Origin of the sequence: Salmonella sp. SJTUF14076, assembly GCF_015534835.1 — a bacterium.
In the GTDB taxonomy this organism is placed as follows: Bacteria; Pseudomonadota; Gammaproteobacteria; order Enterobacterales; family Enterobacteriaceae; genus Salmonella; species Salmonella enterica.
On the sequence record NZ_CP064674.1, the window covers coordinates 2,551,697 to 2,570,697 of the forward strand.

Genomic DNA, 19,001 nt, shown 5'->3' on the forward strand with positions numbered 1-19,001 from the left:
ACGGAAAGTCAACGAGTTGGCGATTACGGCACGTCATAACCCAGTGCCGCCTTGCGGATTCGGAACCACTGTTGACGCGACAATGACAGCGTTTCCGCTTCTAGTGCGGCGCGTACGCGTTCGATTTTACCCGAGCCAATAATCGGCAGCGGCTGCGACGGCAAACGTAAAATCCAGGCATAGACCACCTGTTCAATAGAACTAGCGTTGAGTTCTTGCGCGATAACGGAAAGTTCCTGGCGCAACGGCTGATAAGCCTCATCATTAAACAGCCGACCGCCGCCAAGACATGACCAGGCCATCGGACGAATACGCAGTTGCTGTAATTGATCTAATGTGCCGTCCAGCAACAAAGGCTGGTGAACCGGCGAGATCTCCACCTGGTTGGTCGCCAGGGTGAACGGCAGGCGCGATTGCAGCAACGTAAATTGCGCTGGCGTAAAATTAGAAACGCCAAAATGGCGCACTTTGCCGCTTTGATGCAGATGTTGAAACGCCTCGGCGACGTCATCCGCATCCATTAACGGATCGGGACGGTGAATTAACAACATATCCAGATAATCTGTCGCCAGATTTTTTAATGACTGTTCGGCGCTCAGAATAATATGGCGGCGATCGGTAATATAATGACCGAGCCTATTTTCCGCTCTGGCGGTGGTCGCAATACCGCATTTGGTAACGATTTGCAGTTTTTCCCGCAAATGCGGCGCCAGCGTTAGCGCCTCGCCAAACGCCGCTTCGCACTGATAACCGCCATAAATGTCCGCATGGTCAACGGTAGTGACGCCCAAATCCAGATGTTCTTCGATAAAACTCACTAACTGACGCGCGGACATATTCCAGTCCATCAAACGCCAGTAACCCATGACAAAACGCGAAAACTCCGGGCCTTGTGGAGCGATGGTGACACGCTGAACCATAACAGATTCCTCATAGAGAATAATGAGGTTGAGTATACGCAATTCCGCGTTTAAAAGAGTGAAGGTTGTTGAGGATCTTCCGATGGGAGAGGCTTATTTGCGCGTATTTTACGCAAGAAACGCTGGCGACAAAGCCGCAGTACATTTTGTTTCTCGGCATCGCTCATTTTTTGCCAGTTAAACCGTTCGTCGCGGCTGCGCATACATCCCCGACAAAAGCCACGCTCATCAGACTGGCAGATACCGCGACATGGGCTTGCTACAGGAAAAAACTCCAACTGCTCGGCCACATCCCCTCCTCAACGTTTGGCGCTTATGACTATTGAAGACGCTAACTGACATTATGGCAACTCTGCTTGTAGTAGACCGACTGGTCTACTATACTGCCTGCTATGAATAAGCAAACCGAACACGATACCCGCGAACATCTGCTGGCCACCGGCGAGCAGCTTTGTATGCAACGGGGTTTTACCGGCATGGGGCTTAGCGAGTTGCTCAAAACCGCCCAGGTGCCTAAAGGGTCGTTTTATCACTACTTTCGCTCGAAAGAAGCCTTCGGCGTCGCCATGCTTGAGCGACATTACGCCTGCTATCATCAGCGTCTTACGGCGCACTTCACCTCCGGTCCCGGTAATCATCGCGATCGTCTTCTCGCCTGGTATCAGGAAACGTTAAAGCAGTTTTGCCAGCAAGGCGCCATTAGCGGTTGCCTGACGGTGAAACTGTCAGCGGAGGTCTGCGATCTGTCGGAGGATATGCGCTCTACGATGGATAAAGGAGCGCAGGAGATCATGGCACTGCTTGCACGCGCGCTGGAAGATGGCCGTAATAGCCACTGTTTACATTTCACTGGCCAGCCGTTGCCACAGGCGCAGGTACTTTATGCCCTGTGGCTGGGTGCCAATTTGCAGGCCAAAATATCCCGTAGCGCCGCGCCGCTGGAAAATGCGTTGGCGCATGTTAAGACCATCATTGCAACGCCTGAGCAGTAACGGGCGTTTTTATTTCCTTTATTACAAGACGACCGGTCTACTTATATCAGGAGCCACTATGTCATCAGCAAAACTGTTTACCCCCCTCAAGGTGGGTGCCATCACGGCGACAAATCGCGTATTTATGGCGCCTTTGACGCGTTTGCGGAGTATTGAACCGGGCGACATTCCTACGCCGTTAATGGCGGAATATTACCGTCAACGCGCCAGCGCCGGATTGATCATCAGCGAAGCCACACAAATCTCCGCACAGGCGAAAGGCTATGCCGGCGCACCGGGATTACACAGCGATGAGCAGATCGCCGCCTGGAAAAAAATCACTCAGGGAGTCCATGCCCAGGGCGGCCATATGGCGGTGCAACTGTGGCATACGGGCCGTATTTCACACGCCAGCCTGCAACCAGGCGGACAAGCGCCCGTCGCGCCATCCGCTATCAATGCGGGAACCCGCACCTCTTTGCGTGACGAAAACGGTCAGGCCATCCGCGTAGAAACTTCCACGCCGCGCGCGCTGGATACTCACGAGATCCCCGGGATCGTCAACGATTTCCGCCAGGCTATCGCCAATGCCCGAGAGGCAGGCTTCGACCTGGTGGAGCTGCATTCCGCGCACGGTTATCTGCTGCACCAGTTCCTCTCACCGTCTTCTAATCACCGTACCGATCGGTACGGCGGCAGCGTAGAGAATCGCGCCCGTCTGGTGCTGGAAGTGGTTGATGCCGGCATTAAGGAATGGGGCGCGGACCGTATCGGCATCCGCCTTTCTCCTGTCGGCACTTTCCAGAATGTCGATAACGGCCCGAATGAAGAAGCTGACGCCCTTTATCTGATTGAAGCGTTAGGCAAACGCGGCATTGCTTATCTGCATATGTCTGAACCAGACTGGGCGGGCGGCGAACCGTACAGCGACGCGTTCCGTGAAAAAGTGCGCGCGCGTTTCCACGGTCCCATCATCGGCGCTGGCGCCTATACGCCAGAAAAAGCGGAAGATCTGATCGAAAAAGGGCTGATTGACGCCGTGGCGTTTGGTCGCGATTACATCGCTAACCCGGATCTGGTGGCGCGTCTGCAACGTAAAGCGGAACTTAATCCACAGCGTCCCGAAAGTTTTTATGGCGGCGGCGCGGAAGGCTACACTGACTACCCTACTCTGTAATTTCATTGATAGCGGCCTCACATCGCCGCTATACTTTGAATATCTTGACTATTTTAAGGACAACGAAAATGCGTTTATTGCATACTATGCTGCGCGTCGGCGATTTGCAGCGTTCCATCGCTTTTTACACTAACGTTCTGGGCATGAAATTGCTGCGTACCAGTGAGAATCCGGAATACAAATACTCGCTGGCCTTTGTGGGATATGGTCCGGAAACGGAAGAAGCGGTCATCGAACTAACCTATAACTGGGGCGTTGAGAGCTACGACATGGGCAATGCGTATGGGCACATCGCGCTGAGCGTTGACAATGCTGCTGAAGCCTGTGAACGCATTCGTCAGAACGGCGGCAACGTGACCCGTGAAGCGGGGCCGGTAAAAGGCGGTTCGACCATCATCGCCTTCGTTGAAGATCCGGATGGCTATAAAATCGAATTGATTGAAGCTAAAGACGCAGGCCGCGGTCTGGGTAACTGATCCCCCGCCGGGCGCAGGTCACTGCGCCCGTTGTTTTACTGCATCCCGGCGTAAAATTTGCCATAATACGCGCTGCATTTTTTCGTATTAAGAGACTCAGATGTCCGATAACGCTCAACTTTCCGGTCTGTGCGACCGTTTTCGTGGTTTTTATCCTGTCGTCATCGACGTTGAAACTGCAGGATTTAACGCTAAAACCGATGCGCTGCTCGAAATCGCCGCCATCACGCTGAAAATGGATGAACAAGGCTGGCTGATGCCGGACATGACGCTGCATTTCCATGTAGAGCCGTTCGCTGGAGCCAACTTACAGCCGGAAGCGCTTGCGTTTAACGGTATCGATCCCTCTAACCCGCTACGCGGCGCGGTGAGTGAATATGAGGCGCTACACGCTATTTTCAAAATGGTACGTAAAGGTATCAAAGACAGCGGTTGTAGCCGCGCCATTATGGTCGCGCATAACGCCACTTTTGATCACAGTTTTATGATGGCCGCCGCAGAGCGCGCCTCGCTGAAACGTAACCCGTTTCATCCGTTCGTCACCTTTGATACTGCGGCATTGAGCGGACTGGCGCTGGGACAAACGGTGTTATCAAAAGCGTGCCTGGCGGCAGGTATGGAGTTTGACGGTGAAAAAGCCCATTCCGCTTTGTATGATACCGAGCGGACAGCGGTGCTGTTTTGTGAAATCGTCAATCGCTGGAAGCGCCTGGGCGGCTGGCCGTTACCTTTGCCGACGGACAAATAACGAGGCTAACAACGCCGCTCTTGCTTTCTATGGCAGTAAAAAAGCGACCTTTACAGGTCGCTTTCCCCTTGCACAGATTACTCTGCGTCCGGCTCCTGAGTTTTATATTTTGCCGCAGTTTCTTTAATAAGCTGCTGCAGCTCGCCACGCTGATACATTTCAATCACAATATCACACCCGCCGACCAGCTCGCCGTCCACCCACAGTTGTGGGAATGTCGGCCAGTTGGCGTATTTCGGTAATTCAGCGCGAATATCCGGGTTTTGCAGGATATCAACATAGGCAAAACGTTCCCCGCAGGCTGAAAGCGCCTGAACGGCCTGCGCAGAGAAACCACAGCTTGGCAGTTTCGGTGAACCTTTCATATACAGGAGAATCGGGTTTTCAGCGATCTGGCGCTGAATTTTTTCGATAGTGGTGCTCATTGTCTCGCTTCCTTAAACTACTTTTACGACCGAAGCCTGTCATTGTAACGGGTCAGACTGGCAACGGAAAATAACATTTTCATCATGCCTTATTATTTTACCGTCTGCGGGAATAAGTTGTATACAAAATATCTTTTAAGCGGGTTGCCGCGCAGTGATTTGTAGATAACGCGTTCGTGTTTAGCATTAATTGCTATTTTTTTACATCTGTTAACGAAACATAGCTTCAGAAACCAAAAGCAATTACCAATCTGTGCTTTTGTAGATTAGAATTATCAGGTTTTGTAAATCATACGCAGGCATGAATCGCCTGCCTTTAACAGAGGATTGCTCAGTGGCGCGGATAAACAAAATCTCGATCACGCTCTGTGCTTTACTTTTTACTACTCTCCCCTTTACGCCAATGGCCCATGCTTCCAGGCAAGCCAAAGCGACGCCTGCTGTTTCTCATGTCACGAAAACGGCAGATAAAAAGAAAAGCACAACGAAAAAGATCAGTAAGACCAGCAAAAAAAACGTAAAAAAAACCTCAAAAACCAGCCGTTCTTCTTCCGCTTCTACGCCAAAACGTACCACCGCCGCCACGAAATCTCGTCATACGACACATCGTCGTAACAGAACCGCGCCCACGTCAATCGCCGCCCTCGACGTAACGGAAAAATGCACGACGCGTAAAGGCCGTAAGCCGCACTGCGTGAAGGGGAAAGGAACATTGCCGGTCTCTATTGCCGATGCGCATCGTGCAAAAGTACAAAAAGCGACGAAAACCGCGATGTCCAAACTCATGAACCAGATTGGTAAACCGTATCACTGGGGAGGCGCGTCGCCGCGTACCGGTTTTGATTGCAGCGGTCTGGTTTATTATGCCTATAAAGATTTAGTGAAGATCCGTATCCCCCGAACGGCGAATGAGATGTATCACCTGCGTGACGCGGCGCCCATTGAGCGTAGTGAGTTGAAAAACGGCGATCTGGTGTTCTTCCGTACGCAGGGGCGCGGCACCGCCGATCACGTTGGCGTCTATGTCGGCAACGGTAAGTTTATTCAGTCCCCGCGCAGCGGTCAGGAAATTAAGATCACCTCACTGAACGAAGAATACTGGCAACGTCATTATGTCGGCGCCCGTCGGGTGATGACGCCTAAAACAATTCGCTAATATTTTATCCTGTCGTTTAACGACAGGATAACTTCTTCTTTTGCGCCACCTCTCAATTTGCTACCCTATCCTTACGCGCACCAGGGTTATTGTGCGTGCGCAATATTAATAATAAGGAGAGAAGCAATGTCGTTCGAATTACCTGCATTACCGTATGCCAAAGATGCTCTGGCGCCGCATATTTCTGCTGAGACGCTGGAATATCACTATGGCAAACATCATCAGACTTACGTGACCAATCTTAACAATTTGATCAAAGGCACGGCGTTTGAAGGCAAATCGCTGGAAGAGATCGTGCGCGCCTCCGAAGGCGGTATCTTTAATAACGCCGCTCAGGTATGGAACCACACCTTCTACTGGAACTGCCTGGCGCCAAACGCTGGCGGCGAACCGACCGGGAAACTGGCTGATGCTATCGCGGCATCTTTTGGCAGCTTCGCGGAATTTAAAGCGCAGTTCACCGATGCCGCTATCAAAAACTTTGGTTCCGGATGGACATGGCTGGTAAAAAGCGCTGATGGCAAACTGGCTATCGTTTCTACCTCAAATGCCGGTACGCCGCTGACTACGGATGCAACGCCGTTGCTGACGGTTGATGTGTGGGAACACGCGTATTACATCGACTACCGCAACGCCCGTCCAAACTATCTGGAGCATTTCTGGGCGCTGGTTAACTGGGAATTTGTTGCGAAAAATCTCGCCGCATAAGTCTGAGTACGCAGAAGGTACGCCTTCTGCGTTTTAGAGAGGGATAGAATAGAGGAGACGCCCACCCTCAGAAGAGAGGAAATCAGTGCAGAGCGGCCGTTAATCCACCTGCGACAATCACGCCCAGAACAATCAGCGTAGTAATCAACGAAAATTTCAGGTCGGTACTCATCAAGTTTTCTCCTTTTTATTCCCACACAAAAAGTGATATAGCGCATTTTTGCACATTCCCGCACAAAAATCTCTCATGTTTTATATTGATAACTGTTTTTAACGCTTCCCCTTTTCCTCAAGATCAGACAAAATTCCAGGCTTACTGAATTAGCGTAACGGCCATTGACCCCTTCCTGACGTTCCGTGTCGTTTTTCCGGCGTGCCGCAACCCTGATGTTGCGATTAGGGTGTGTGTAGGCAAACGTTTACCTGGCGTTTCTCAGGAGCTTAGCGAGGGTCTGGAGTGAAATGTAATGGCAACAATTAAAGATGTAGCGAAACGGGCAAACGTTTCCACTACAACTGTATCACACGTAATCAACAAAACGCGTTTTGTCGCTGAAGAAACGCGTAACGCGGTCTGGGCGGCAATTAAAGAGCTGCACTACTCTCCCAGCGCCGTCGCGCGTAGCCTGAAGGTTAACCATACCAAGTCGATAGGCTTACTGGCGACCAGCAGCGAAGCGGCCTATTTTGCCGAAATTATCGAGGCGGTTGAAAAAAACTGTTTCCAGAAAGGCTATACGCTGATTTTAGGCAACGCCTGGAATAACCTGGAAAAACAGCGCGCCTACCTGTCCATGATGGCGCAAAAGCGCGTGGATGGCCTGCTGGTGATGTGTTCTGAGTATCCAGAACCTCTGCTTTCCATGCTGGAAGAGTATCGCCATATTCCGATGGTGGTGATGGACTGGGGTGAGGCGAAGGCCGATTTTACCGACACGGTGATTGATAACGCTTTTGCAGGCGGCTATATGGCGGGTCGTTATCTGGTTGAACGCGGCCACCGGGATATCGGCGTTATTCCCGGCCCGCTGGAGCGCAACACCGGCGCGGGCCGGCTGGCAGGCTTTATGAAAGCCATGGAGGAGGCGCTGATCAACGTGCCGGACAACTGGATTGTTCAGGGCGACTTCGAGCCGGAATCCGGTTACCACGCGATGCAGCAAATCTTATCGCAGTCACATCGCCCTACCGCCGTTTTCTGCGGCGGCGATATTATGGCGATGGGCGCGCTTTGCGCGGCTGACGAAATGGGGCTTCGCGTACCGCAGGACGTTTCGGTGATCGGTTATGATAATGTGCGTAACGCCCGTTTCTTTACGCCGGCGCTGACGACGATTCACCAGCCCAAAGACTCTTTAGGCGAAACCGCATTTAATATGCTACTGGATCGCATCGTCAATAAGCGTGAAGAGTCACAGTCTATTGAAGTTCATCCACGCCTGGTTGAGCGTCGCTCGGTCGCTGACGGCCCGTTCCGCGACTATCGGCGTTAATCCCCGCAGTCGGGAGCCTCTTCTGGCTCCCGCAGCCACTCCCGATTCAACGTTTCGCTATCGCCCAAATAGTCCAGCAGCCATGCCAGCGCGGGCGAGGCTTCGTTTTGCTGCCACGTCACGCAACAGGCCGCATCGGGAAACGGATTCTCTAACGTCAGCGCCACCCATTTTCCGCTGTCTATCCACTGTCGGGCAAAATGCGTCGGCACCATTCCCACGCATAGTCCTGCCGACAGGCAGGATGCCGATGACTCCCAGTCCGGTACGACGACCCTTTTTTGGTTATCCAGCAACCAGGTAATCCGTTTCGGTAAGGTTCGCGAAGTGTCTTCCCTGACCAGCGACGGCCAGTTGCGCAGGGTATCATCGCTTAACGGCCCAGGCATCGACGCCAGCGGGTGATCGCTTGCCACTACGCAGCTCCAGCTCAGGGTCCCCATATCCCGAAAAGCGTAACGCCCCCCTACCGGAATCGCCTGCGTCGCCCCAATCGCCAGTTCGACACGCCCGTCGGAGAGCGCGTCCCAGACGCCGTTAAACACCTCCTGAAAGACCAGCAGTTCCACATCGTCAAAATGGCGATAGAAATCGACGATCATCTGCCGGGTACGTTCTGGTCTGACGATATTGTCCACCGCAATAGCTAACTGCCCGCGCCAGCCATTAGCAATTTGCTGACACTGCTGGCGAGTGATCTGCATTTTTTTGATAACAGAACGCCCTTCTTTTAAAAACCAGACGCCAGCAGGCGTCAGTTCAACATCACGGTGACGCCGTACAAAAAGCGGTACGGCCAGCCACTCCTCTAACTGACGAACGGTGTAACTGACTGCCGAAGGCACACGGTGCAGTTCCTGCGCCGCCGCGCTAAAACTGCCATTGCGCGCCACGGCGTCAACCACTTCAAGCGAGTATTCCGACCACATAATTTGCCTACAAAAATTTTGAATTCACTGGACAAATATTAACGTTTCACAACCGTAATTTCACTCCCTACACTCTGCGACAATGTCTGTCTGATAAGAAAGAGAAACAAATATGCAACCTGGAAAAGGTTTTTTAGTCTGGTTAGCCGGCCTTAGCGTGCTGGGATTTCTGGCTACGGACATGTACCTGCCCGCGTTTGCCGCCATACAGGCGGATTTACAAACGCCTGCCGCCGCGGTCAGCGCCAGCCTCAGCCTGTTTTTAGCTGGCTTTGCCGTCGCGCAACTCCTCTGGGGACCGCTATCGGATCGTTATGGCCGTAAACCGATTTTACTGCTGGGGTTATCTATCTTTGCACTCGGAAGTCTGGGGATGCTGTGGGTAGAAAGCGCGGCAGCACTGCTGACGCTGCGCTTCGTGCAGGCCGTCGGCGTTTGCGCGGCAACGGTAATCTGGCAAGCGCTGGTGACCGATTATTATCCTTCGCAAAAAATTAACCGTATCTTCGCCACGATCATGCCACTGGTGGGATTATCCCCGGCGCTTGCGCCCTTACTGGGAAGCTGGATACTGACGCATTTCTCATGGCAGGCGATTTTCGCCACTCTGTTCGTGATTACGTTGTTGCTGATGTTGCCGGCGCTGCGCTTAAAACCATCGGTAAAAGCGCGTACCGAAGGACAGGATAAACTCACTTTCGCGACGTTGTTACGCTCTAAAACCTATCGCGGTAATGTGCTGATTTATGCCGCCTGTTCCGCCAGCTTTTTTGCGTGGCTAACAGGGTCGCCGTTTATTCTCAGCGCGATGGGTTACAGCCCGGCAGTGATTGGCCTGAGCTATGTTCCGCAAACCATCGCTTTTCTGATTGGCGGATATGGTTGCCGCGCGGCGCTACAAAAATGGCAGGGCTACCAATTGCTTCCGTGGCTGTTAGGGCTGTACGCGCTGAGCGTTATCGCCACCTGGGGAGCGGGCCTTCTGAATAATGCCTCACTGGTGGAGATCCTGATTCCTTTCTGCGTAATGGCGATTGCTAATGGCGCAATTTACCCTATCGTCGTCGCGCAAGCGTTACGCCCTTTCCCTCAAGCCACGGGGCGCGCTGCGGCGCTACAAAATACGCTGCAGCTGGGGTTATGTTTCCTGGCAAGTCTGGTGGTTTCATGGCTCATCAGCACGCCGCTGTTGACCACCACCAGCGTAATGCTCTCTACCGTTGTTCTGGCGGCGTTAGGTTACAAAATGCAGTCTCATGCAGATTGCGCTGAGGCCGAATTTCCCCATGCCAATGTCGCCCACGACAAGTCTCACTAAAGACTTGTTAACCGCTAGTAATTAGCACGCTAACAATTTTCGGTTGAATCATCAAAAATTGCGGCCTATACTGATTCCCGGTTGTTTATATTACGATAATTATTAGGCATTAACGGGAACCGGAGCGTTCCCGATTCACCATGGATGGCCTTTTCGGCAAGGGCTCCTCCCTTCCTCTGTTCTACGTCGGATAACTGGCTCACGGAATTGTCCGTGGGATTTCTCACAAAGCCAAAAAAGCGTCTACGCTGTTTTAAGGTTCTGATCACCGTCCAGTGATGGAGAAACTATGAGTTCATCGTGTATAGAAGAAGTCAGCGTACCGGATGATAACTGGTACCGAATCGCCAACGAATTGTTAAGTCGTGCGGATATTACAATTAATGGTTCCGCCCCGTCTGACATTCGTGTTAAGAATCCCGATTTTTTTAAACGCGTCCTCCAGGAAGGATCGTTGGGGTTAGGTGAGAGTTACATGGATGGCTGGTGGGAATGCGAGCGTCTGGATATTTTCTTCAGCAAAGTCTTACGTGCCGGTCTTGAAAATCAACTCCCCCACCATGTCAAAGATACGCTCCGTATCCTCGGCGCGCGTCTGATTAATCTACAAAGTAAAAAACGCGCCTGGATTGTCGGCAAGGAACATTACGATCTTGGTAATGACCTTTTTTCCCGTATGCTCGATCCCTATATGCAATATTCTTGCGCCTACTGGAAAGATGCCGATACGCTGGAGGCGGCACAGCAAGCCAAGCTGAAATTAATTTGCGAAAAGCTACAGCTACAACCGGGGATGCGTGTGCTGGATATCGGCTGCGGCTGGGGCGGTCTGTCGCAATATATGGCGACCCATTATGGCGTTAGCGTGGTGGGCGTAACGATCTCCGCTGAACAACAAAAAATGGCGCAGACGCGTTGCGAAGGTCTGGATGTCTCCATTCTCCTGGAAGATTATCGCGACCTTAACGATCAGTTTGACCGAATCGTCTCCGTCGGCATGTTCGAACATGTCGGGCCAAAAAACTACAACACCTATTTTGAAGTTGTTGACAGGAATTTAAAACCGGATGGTCTTTTCCTGCTCCATACTATTGGTTCTAAAAAAACCGATCATAATGTCGATCCGTGGATCAATAAGTATATTTTCCCCAACGGTTGCTTGCCGTCTGTTCGTCAAATCGCCGAGGCCAGCGAATCACACTTTGTAATGGAAGACTGGCATAACTTTGGCGCCGACTATGACACGACTCTGATGGCGTGGCATGAGCGCTTTATCAATGCCTGGCCAGAGATTGCGGGCAATTATAACGAGCGCTTTAAACGTATGTTCAGCTATTATCTCAACGCCTGCGCGGGTGCGTTTCGCGCGCGTGATATCCAGCTTTGGCAGGTGGTATTTACGCGCGGCGTTGAAAACGGTCTGCGCGTTCCTCGCTAATCATCACCCCCGCATTTCATGCGGGGGAATCTTATTTTCCGTTAGCCAATGTCGGCCTGATTTCTGACCGCATTTTCTCGCGCAGCCAGTACGCGTTCTACGGTATCGACAACCGCCTGCGTTTGCGGATCGATCTCAATATTCACACGCTCACCCAGTTTTTTTCTGCCAAGCGTAGTACGTTCCAGCGTTTCCGGAATGAGATGCACGCAGAAGCGCGTTGGCGTTACCTCGCCGACGGTCAAACTGATGCCGTCAACGCCGATAAAGCCTTTGTACAGGATATACTTCATCAGGGACGCATCCTGCACTTTAAACCACACCTGATGGTTATTTTCGGAGGTCAGGATTTTCGCGATCTCCGCCGTCGTAATAATATGCCCCGACATCAGATGTCCACCGATTTCATCGCTGAATTTGGCGGCGCGCTCGACGTTGACCTCATCACCTACCCTCAACGCGCCCAGATTGGTGATGCGCAACGTTTCTTTCATCAGATCAAAACTTATCTGATTGCCGTTTATTTCAGTCACCGTCAAACAGCATCCGTTATGCGCTACCGACGCCCCCGTCTCCAGCCCCTCCAGCATGTAGTCCGGTAGCGTCACCACATGGGTGCGAAAGTTGGGTTTTTCATCAATCGATACCAGTTTCGCGGTACCCTGTACGATCCCCGTAAACATATCTTCAACTCCTGAAATAAATAAAAGCAGAACTATTCAGCACAATAGCAGGTGGAAAAACAGCTTGCCAGCAATGCGCCGTTAACAACTGTTTTTTCACTGGAGAAATAGTAATACCCCGCTACAATAGACTGAAATTTCCCCTGCTATTTCTTTTGGCTGCCACTACGGCGGCTTTTTAGTCTTTCATATAACAACAAAATAAAAGGTGAATACGTGCAGAAGTATACCAGTGAAGCGCGTCAGTTATTAGCGTTAGCGATACCGGTGATCCTTGCGCAAGTGGCACAGACCGCAATGGGATTTGTCGATACCGTCATGGCAGGAGGCTATAGCGCTACGGACATGGCTGCCGTCGCTATCGGCACCTCTATCTGGCTTCCCGCCATTTTGTTTGGTCACGGCTTACTGCTGGCCTTGACGCCTGTGATTGCGCAACTCAATGGCTCCGGCCGTCGTGAGCGTATCGCGCATCAGGTTCGACAAGGGTTCTGGCTGGCGGGCTTTGTCTCCGTGCTGGTGATGATCGTCCTGTGGAATGCCGGATACATTATCCGCTCTATGCATAATATTGATCCGGCGCTGGCCGATAAAGCCGTGGGTTATCTTCGCGCGCTGCTGTGGGGCGCGCCAGGATACCTTTTCTTTCAGGTAGCGCGAAACCAGTGCGAAGGTCTGGCCAAAACCAAACCGGGTATGGTGATGGGATTTTTGGGCCTGCTGGTGAATATTCCAGTGAACTATATTTTTATCTATGGCCACTTTGGTATGCCTGAACTCGGCGGTATCGGCTGCGGCGTTGCGACCGCGGCGGTCTATTGGGTGATGTTTATCGCCATGCTTTCTTACATTAAACACGCGCGTTCAATGCGTGATATTCGTAATGAAAAAGGCTTTGGCAAACCTGATAGCGTCGTCATGAAGCGCCTGATTCAACTGGGGTTGCCGATTGCGCTGGCGCTGTTCTTTGAAGTGACGTTGTTTGCGGTCGTTGCGCTGCTGGTTTCGCCATTAGGTATTGTGGATGTCGCGGGTCATCAGATTGCGCTTAACTTTAGCTCGCTGATGTTCGTACTGCCGATGTCGCTGGCTGCGGCGGTAACGATTCGAGTGGGTTATCGTCTGGGCCAGGGCTCAACGCTGGATGCGCAAACCGCAGCGCGCACCGGTTTAGGCGTCGGCATTTGTATGGCTGTGGTTACCGCGATCTTTACCGTGACTCTGCGTAAGCATATTGCTTTGCTCTACAATGACAACCCCGAGGTCGTGGCGCTTGCCGCGCAATTAATGCTGCTCGCTGCGGTTTACCAGATTTCCGACTCTATACAGGTTATCGGCAGCGGTATTCTGCGCGGTTATAAAGATACGCGTTCCATCTTTTTTATCACCTTTACCGCCTACTGGGTGTTAGGTTTACCCAGCGGTTATATCCTGGCGTTAACGGATCTGGTGGTGGATCGTATGGGGCCGGCGGGCTTCTGGATGGGGTTCATCATCGGCCTGACCTCGGCGGCGGTGTTAATGATGCTACGGATGCGCTATCTACAACGTCAGCCCTCCGCCATCATTTTGCAGCGCGCTGCGCGATAATACGACGATAGCCGTCGCATGGCGGCTATTTTCTCGACATGTTGCATATTTCCCCCGCAATCAGGTGATTTCAGGAAGAAAATTGCGATTTCCCTCTTGCCTCATTGCGGTTGTGACGCTAATATTCGTCCCCGTTGTCACCTACAACGTTGCGTTCATAGCTCAGTTGGTTAGAGCACCACCTTGACATGGTGGGGGTCGTTGGTTCGAGTCCAATTGAACGCACCATCATTTTAATGCGTCTGTAGCTCAGTTGGTTAGAGCACCACCTTGACATGGTGGGGGTCGATGGTTCGAGTCCATTCAGACGCACCAATCCATTATCTTGTTTAATTTTATAATACGCTATCTGGTGCTTGTGCCAGGCTAAAAGCGATTATTTTCAGTCTTTCACCTTTATCGTCAAGCGCTGCTCTATACTGTATTACTCCTCTTAACCTTCGCAGTGGCCTGAAGAAGCATACCAAAAGCATTTATGGTGTTTCGGTAGAATGCGCATAATCTATCTTCATCACCATACGTAACAAGGCTGCAACGGGTTCAAATAACGTTTCAGGAATTTTATCTCCGCGTTCCACTTCAAAAAATAATGAGCGGGCCAGCTCAACATTTTCAACAACGGGGATGCAGTTGCGTTCAGCGATGTTAACAATATAGTTAGCTTGAGCATCACTGCCTTTTTCCAGGACGCGTGGTATTGGCATATCGGTGGGATGATAGCCAAGACAAACCGCAATATGCGTTGGATTACGCACTACCGCAACAGATTGTTTAACAGATTGAGCTAAACTCCCACTTTGTATTTCACTCTGCATTTCCCGACGCCGCGTCTTCATTTGAGGGTCGCCCTCCAGATCTTTATGCTCCTGTTTTACGTCATCTTTACTCATTTTTAGATCTTTTCTAATCTTATAATATTGAAAAGAATAGTCCAGTATGCCAACGACAATATAAAAAGCCATCACCCCTACCCATAACCATTTTATTAAAGAAGAAACCACAAGCACGCCACAGGCTAACCCACAGTACGGTAGCGCCCGAAAAGTACTGGCATAATAATAAAAGAAAAAGGCAAAGATAAGAGATAGCATGATAACTTTTAGGCTGGATTTACATAATTCTACTACGCTATGTAAAGAGAATATCTGCTTAAAATTACTTACCGGATTTATATGCTCGCTTTTAAAACCAATGGCCTTGCTGGCAATAACCACCCCCACCTGAAGAAACACGCTACCCACAGTAGCAACTATTACCCCAGCGCCCAGAAACAGCAGTGCAGAAGTCAATGACTCTATTAAAGCATGACTCAATTGCGTTAATGCATAAGAAAATGGTTTATTTACTAATTGTAATGTGAAAGTTATTGACTCAATCAGTATCAAAATCATCTTTTCAGTAAAGAAATGAAAATACAAATAAAGCGCAATCAGCTGAAATAATGATGTTATTTCAATACTTTTGACAACCTGCCCTTCCTTACGGCCATCACGTAATTTCTTTTCTGTAGGCTGTTCTGTTTTCTCGCTCATACAGATGGAAACCAGTCTTTTAGATAAATATAAAATTTATCGCTTTCAACCAAATAGTGATGAAGAGCATAAGGGAATGAGATCAGGAGCGTCAGTAGAACCAATATACTTTTGAGCGGCATTGAGAAGAAAAACACATTCAGTTGTTGTGCCGACCGATTTAAAAGACCTAAAGCCAGATCGGCTAATACCATACATATTATGGCAGGAAGAGAGAAGCTGATGCATAATTGATAAAGCGTTCTCCACTCAGCCTGGATATATTTTAAAAATTGCCGATCAAATAATAAAGTACGCCCTGGTGGTAAATATTGGTATGACTCATACAGAATGTTTAATATAAACTCCATGCCGCCGCTTATAAAGAAAATAACACACAAAAATTGGCTGAAAAGCAAGCCAAAAAGTGAGGTTTCAGCTTCCATTGTAGAATTGAATATCGTACCCATTGTCGCGCCACGTAAAGTATCAAGCAGAAACCCCGCCATATCAACGGCCCAAAAGGGAACCGCCGCACAAAACCCAATTAAAAAACCAATAATCACCTCTCCGGTGACTAACCCTAACCAGCTGTAATCTTTACCAATATGCATCATAATCTTCTGCTGGTAAATGATTGGTAATATGGGAAAGGTAAGTGACATAAGCACGCCATTACGTAAAAGCGCGGCCCCTAAACTGCCACTTTTTAATAAGGGAAGTAATAAAGAAAGGCTCAATGGTCGAATAAAAGCCACAGCCAATGCAATAAGCCACTCATTTACCTGTTGTGCCATTCAACCATGCTCTCCAATTCGTAACATTATCTGCCGGGTATAATTCAACAGGATACCGCTAAGCCATGGGTAGCTGACCATTAAGGTTATTGCAATTGCCAATAATTTAATCATGAACTGTAGCGTTTGGTCCTGTATTTGAGTCAAGGCCTGGACAAGGCTTACGATGACACCAACTACCGATGCCACCAACACTACCGGCATAGACGTAAAAAGGACGATCCATAAAAGTTGCGTTACAAATTGCGTCAATTCAGAATCATTCATGAAAAGCTCTGTACCAATTGCGCCAGTGTCAGATCCCAACCGCCTGCCAGTAAAAATATTAGCAGCTTAAACGGTAATGAAATGGTCATCGGCGACACCATCATCATCCCCATAGCCAGCAGTATATTTGAAATAAGCAGGTCAATAGCCAGAAAGGGAAGATAAATAAGTAATCCAATCCGAAATGCCTGCGTTAACTGACTCACCGTAAATGCCGGAATTAATATGAGCAAAGAATCAGGTTTTATCTTTCTTTTTATGTCTTCAGGCCAGGTTCGTTTTATCAAATTCCGAAAATAATTGGCTTCCTTCTCTTCAGAGTTTTTTTGCAAAAACTGTCGATAAGGCGCTAATGCTTTACTGTCCCACTCAGACGTCCAGAAAGGAGCGCCAGCGACCTGAACCGGATGCCAGCGCTCTTTTACAGCTAATAGCGTCGGCCCCATAATGAATAAGGAAAGTACAAGCGCAAGGCCATACAGTGCGATATTTGGGGGAACTTGTTGAATACCCAGAGCATTTCGTAAAATCGAAAATACCACCGCCAGTTTAAGGAAAGAGGTTCCCATGACGATAATGAGAGGCAGTATTGAAAGCAGAAACAATATACCAATCAGTTGCAAAGGCGAATCGGGTAAAGACATACTGTATCTCTCATGACACGACCTGGAACGCTATTATATTGTTCGCATATTATTTTTCTTATCAGGTTTACGCTGTATTTTTGGAAAGATACCAACGTGTAATACGCACCATAAATTCATTGCCACAGGCAATCAACTCACCTTGCCCAATAATACGGTCATTTACTCTTATCGTCACCTCTGGCGCAAAACATCCACCTACAGGCAAAACGTCCCCCGTTTTAAGTTGTCGTAATTGTCCAATTTCCAGACTCGCACGTCCGACCTCAAAGAGCACCTGTTGTGGTATCTGCTCAAGTTCGACTGAAGACGTTCCGTCACTCTTTGACATTGGGCTCCCTGACGCAAGTAGCGTTTCGATATCCTGGACTAATTCGTCAAATTTCATCGTGTTATCCTCTGTCAGCAACACCCTTGCGTAGATTCCCCCAGGTAGTTGAATAGCAAAAAAACCGAGTCTGATGTCGCCGAAGCAATGAATCCGAACGCCCATGCCGATTTCGATAGACTCAAGTTCGATTAATGTAAGCTGGCACCAGCCTGAATATACAGGGACTACCACAGGAGGGGCAGGATAAATCTGTTGACGCTCAGCAGAAAGCTCTCCGACTATATTGCGCAGAAAACCCGTTGGCCATGTAAAAATAATGCTATGGAACTCATGTTCTTCAACTGTCCATTTAATATGCAACGCTAGCTGATGTGGTAGATTACTGCAGGATGTTGGCGGTTCGTTCTGACAGAGGGTTGCATCACTGGCTTGCAATAACGGCGCCAGCCCCCATTCAGCTATTCCATATAGCAATTCAGGATCGATAGCCGATCGATTAGCGGTGCCAATTAACCCTTCACACCAGCGCTGCCAGCATTGTTCTGCAATCCACACCCTACCCAGCTCATTATGATAATGTATGGTAAATAACGTCCCTTGCTGTACTGGATATTGTTGCATACTCAATGTCAGCTCACCAATGGTAGCGCCTTGCGTTGGAAGCATCTCCACCCACGGACGCTCTTCATTCGCTATTCTTAACATAGAATATCTCCAGGGAAATTATATACCCCATATGCAGCAACTGAGACTCCAGCCACTGCTTTAGCGCTTTCATCGAACGGTAAATTTCATGATGAGGGACATTGATTCTTAACTGGATTAGTCCTCCTGACTCACAGACTTCACACTCTACACCGTCAAGATAACCGCCACTAACACGATAACGTTGCGTGAAAACCACGTTCTTATTCAATGCTGCAGGAGGATTATTCTCACCAATGGGTAATGCCTGGTGCATGAGTTGTTCAAAGTCCATACGTTCCGCCTCCGCCTCGTTATCATCCTGATAAGACTGGCATGGCAACCCAAGACTTCCCTCAACTTTGGTAATACGCATCGCTTAATACCATAGTAATTTTTTCTTTCTTTTTCATAAGCGCATTAAAATTCTTCTGTAATTCGCTTCGCCGGGAGACAAGCTGCTGATACTGATTCTCTAACTGCTGCCGTTGCGTCAAAAAGCTCTGCGCCTGAGTGAATAACCCGGCCATTTGTTGTTTCTTATCCAACAATAAATGACAAGATAACATACCTTGCCAGCCCATTAATTCTTTCAGTCTGGTAGACACTGCTAAAGCGCGCGTCTGGCAAATCTGCTGTTCAGTAATAATCGCCTGTTGCTGCTGATCAAGTACGGTAAGTTTGCCGCGTAATTGCTTTTCACGCCGCGCGATTATCTCCAGCAAAGTTTCCATG

Annotated in this window: 23 protein-coding genes and 2 tRNA genes; 12 read left to right on the top strand and 13 right to left on the bottom strand. The window is 49.6% G+C overall.

Features of this window, described 5'->3' with window-relative positions:
* Positions 1-23: 23 nt before the first annotated feature.
* Both HU143_RS12405 and HU143_RS12410 read right to left on the bottom strand, forming a co-directional pair.
* Entirely contained in the window at positions 24-920 is an 897-nt protein-coding gene (locus tag HU143_RS12405) for an aldo/keto reductase (protein ID WP_000250721.1), read from the bottom strand.
* A 50-nt stretch (positions 921-970) separates the two neighbouring features.
* Entirely contained in the window at positions 971-1,210 is a 240-nt protein-coding gene (locus HU143_RS12410; protein ID WP_001538148.1) for a DUF1289 domain-containing protein, read from the bottom strand.
* Positions 1,211-1,312: 102 nt separating this feature from the next.
* On the opposite strand from HU143_RS12410, the gene HU143_RS12415 reads away from it, so the two are divergent.
* The 4 genes from HU143_RS12415 (at position 1,313) to rnt (ending at position 4,292) form a co-directional block, all read left to right on the top strand.
* Positions 1,313-1,912: a TetR/AcrR family transcriptional regulator gene (locus HU143_RS12415; protein ID WP_001041823.1), complete on the top strand. Its 600-nt coding sequence runs from the start codon at positions 1,313-1,315 to the stop codon at positions 1,910-1,912.
* Positions 1,913-1,970: 58 nt separating this feature from the next.
* The gene (locus HU143_RS12420; RefSeq protein WP_000092935.1) at positions 1,971-3,068 is read left to right on the top strand and encodes an alkene reductase; all 1,098 of its coding nucleotides are present in this window, start codon (positions 1,971-1,973) and stop codon (positions 3,066-3,068) included.
* A gap of 68 nt (positions 3,069-3,136) precedes the next feature.
* Positions 3,137-3,544 carry a lactoylglutathione lyase gene (gene gloA, locus HU143_RS12425; protein ID WP_001237787.1) on the top strand — a complete coding sequence of 136 codons (408 nt, stop codon included), beginning with the start codon at positions 3,137-3,139 and terminating at the stop codon, positions 3,542-3,544.
* 100 nt (positions 3,545-3,644) lie between these two features.
* Positions 3,645-4,292, top strand: coding sequence for a ribonuclease T (gene rnt / locus HU143_RS12430; RefSeq protein ID WP_001282267.1), 648 nt, complete (start codon positions 3,645-3,647; stop codon positions 4,290-4,292).
* A 77-nt stretch (positions 4,293-4,369) separates the two neighbouring features.
* Here rnt and grxD read toward each other — a convergent pair whose 3' ends face one another.
* Positions 4,370-4,717 carry a monothiol glutaredoxin 4 gene (gene grxD, locus HU143_RS12435; RefSeq protein ID WP_000108176.1) on the bottom strand — a complete coding sequence of 116 codons (348 nt, stop codon included), beginning with the start codon at positions 4,715-4,717 and terminating at the stop codon, positions 4,370-4,372.
* Between the two features lie 334 nt (positions 4,718-5,051).
* On the opposite strand from grxD, the gene HU143_RS12440 reads away from it, so the two are divergent.
* A complete protein-coding gene (locus HU143_RS12440) occupies positions 5,052-5,873 on the top strand; it encodes a C40 family peptidase (protein ID WP_001779739.1) in 822 nt (273 codons plus the stop codon).
* A 126-nt stretch (positions 5,874-5,999) separates the two neighbouring features.
* Positions 6,000-6,581, top strand: coding sequence for a superoxide dismutase [Fe] (gene sodB, locus HU143_RS12445; protein ID WP_000007294.1), 582 nt, complete (start codon positions 6,000-6,002; stop codon positions 6,579-6,581).
* 82 nt (positions 6,582-6,663) lie between these two features.
* Here sodB and HU143_RS12450 read toward each other — a convergent pair whose 3' ends face one another.
* Positions 6,664-6,753 (bottom strand): YnhF family membrane protein, encoded by a 90-nt coding sequence (locus HU143_RS12450; protein ID WP_000102277.1) that lies wholly within the window; start codon positions 6,751-6,753, stop codon positions 6,664-6,666.
* 295 nt (positions 6,754-7,048) lie between these two features.
* Here HU143_RS12450 and purR point away from each other — a divergent pair, with 295 nt between their 5' ends.
* Positions 7,049-8,074 carry an HTH-type transcriptional repressor PurR gene (gene purR / locus HU143_RS12455; RefSeq protein WP_000190992.1) on the top strand — a complete coding sequence of 342 codons (1,026 nt, stop codon included), beginning with the start codon at positions 7,049-7,051 and terminating at the stop codon, positions 8,072-8,074.
* Here purR and punR read toward each other — a convergent pair.
* On the bottom strand, positions 8,071-9,003 hold the full coding sequence (punR, locus tag HU143_RS12460; RefSeq protein ID WP_064441689.1) for a DNA-binding transcriptional activator PunR: 933 nt from the start codon (positions 9,001-9,003) through the stop codon (positions 8,071-8,073). The genes purR and punR overlap by 4 nt on opposite strands.
* A 112-nt stretch (positions 9,004-9,115) precedes the next feature.
* Between punR and punC the strand changes: the two genes are divergently transcribed.
* Together punC and cfa are read left to right on the top strand one after the other, a co-directional pair.
* Positions 9,116-10,321: a purine nucleoside transporter PunC gene (punC, locus tag HU143_RS12465; protein WP_001182315.1), complete on the top strand. Its 1,206-nt coding sequence runs from the start codon at positions 9,116-9,118 to the stop codon at positions 10,319-10,321.
* 289 nt (positions 10,322-10,610) lie between these two features.
* On the top strand, positions 10,611-11,759 hold the full coding sequence (gene cfa, locus HU143_RS12470; protein WP_000098879.1) for a cyclopropane fatty acyl phospholipid synthase: 1,149 nt from the start codon (positions 10,611-10,613) through the stop codon (positions 11,757-11,759).
* 41 nt (positions 11,760-11,800) lie between these two features.
* Here cfa and HU143_RS12475 read toward each other — a convergent pair whose 3' ends face one another.
* The gene (locus tag HU143_RS12475; protein ID WP_000493971.1) at positions 11,801-12,442 is read right to left on the bottom strand and encodes a riboflavin synthase; all 642 of its coding nucleotides are present in this window, start codon (positions 12,440-12,442) and stop codon (positions 11,801-11,803) included.
* Between the two features lie 216 nt (positions 12,443-12,658).
* Here HU143_RS12475 and mdtK point away from each other — a divergent pair, with 216 nt between their 5' ends.
* The 3 genes from mdtK to HU143_RS12490 all read left to right on the top strand — a co-directional run bounded on the left by mdtK (position 12,659) and on the right by HU143_RS12490 (position 14,347).
* Positions 12,659-14,032, top strand: coding sequence for a multidrug efflux MATE transporter MdtK (gene mdtK / locus HU143_RS12480; protein WP_001175077.1), 1,374 nt, complete (start codon positions 12,659-12,661; stop codon positions 14,030-14,032).
* Positions 14,033-14,183: 151 nt separating this feature from the next.
* Positions 14,184-14,260: transfer RNA gene (locus HU143_RS12485), tRNA-Val, on the top strand.
* A gap of 10 nt (positions 14,261-14,270) precedes the next feature.
* Positions 14,271-14,347, top strand: a tRNA-Val gene (locus HU143_RS12490).
* Positions 14,348-14,505: 158 nt separating this feature from the next.
* Here the strand turns inward: HU143_RS12490 and ssaU are convergent.
* From ssaU to ssaO, 7 genes are all read right to left on the bottom strand, one after another.
* Positions 14,506-15,564: an SPI-2 type III secretion system apparatus protein SsaU gene (gene ssaU / locus HU143_RS12495; RefSeq protein WP_001291715.1), complete on the bottom strand. Its 1,059-nt coding sequence runs from the start codon at positions 15,562-15,564 to the stop codon at positions 14,506-14,508.
* A complete protein-coding gene (ssaT, locus tag HU143_RS12500; protein ID WP_000068762.1) occupies positions 15,561-16,340 on the bottom strand; it encodes an SPI-2 type III secretion system apparatus protein SsaT in 780 nt (259 codons plus the stop codon). The genes ssaU and ssaT overlap by 4 nt, the downstream gene beginning before the upstream one ends.
* On the bottom strand, positions 16,341-16,607 hold the full coding sequence (ssas, locus tag HU143_RS12505) for an SPI-2 type III secretion system apparatus protein SsaS (RefSeq protein ID WP_000999982.1): 267 nt from the start codon (positions 16,605-16,607) through the stop codon (positions 16,341-16,343). It lies immediately after the preceding gene.
* The gene (gene ssaR / locus HU143_RS12510; RefSeq protein WP_000056367.1) at positions 16,604-17,251 is read right to left on the bottom strand and encodes an SPI-2 type III secretion system export apparatus protein SsaR; all 648 of its coding nucleotides are present in this window, start codon (positions 17,249-17,251) and stop codon (positions 16,604-16,606) included. The genes ssas and ssaR overlap by 4 nt, the downstream gene beginning before the upstream one ends.
* 67 nt (positions 17,252-17,318) lie before the next feature.
* Positions 17,319-18,287 (bottom strand): SPI-2 type III secretion system cytoplasmic ring protein SsaQ, encoded by a 969-nt coding sequence (ssaQ, locus tag HU143_RS12515; protein ID WP_023226959.1) that lies wholly within the window; start codon positions 18,285-18,287, stop codon positions 17,319-17,321.
* Positions 18,268-18,642 (bottom strand): SPI-2 type III secretion system apparatus protein SsaP, encoded by a 375-nt coding sequence (gene ssaP / locus HU143_RS12520; protein WP_001223304.1) that lies wholly within the window; start codon positions 18,640-18,642, stop codon positions 18,268-18,270. Before ssaP ends, ssaQ begins: the two co-directional genes overlap by 20 nt.
* The gene (gene ssaO, locus HU143_RS12525) at positions 18,623-19,000 is read right to left on the bottom strand and encodes an SPI-2 type III secretion system apparatus protein SsaO (protein ID WP_023226958.1); all 378 of its coding nucleotides are present in this window, start codon (positions 18,998-19,000) and stop codon (positions 18,623-18,625) included. The genes ssaP and ssaO overlap by 20 nt, the downstream gene beginning before the upstream one ends.
* Position 19,001: the final 1 nt, after the last annotated feature.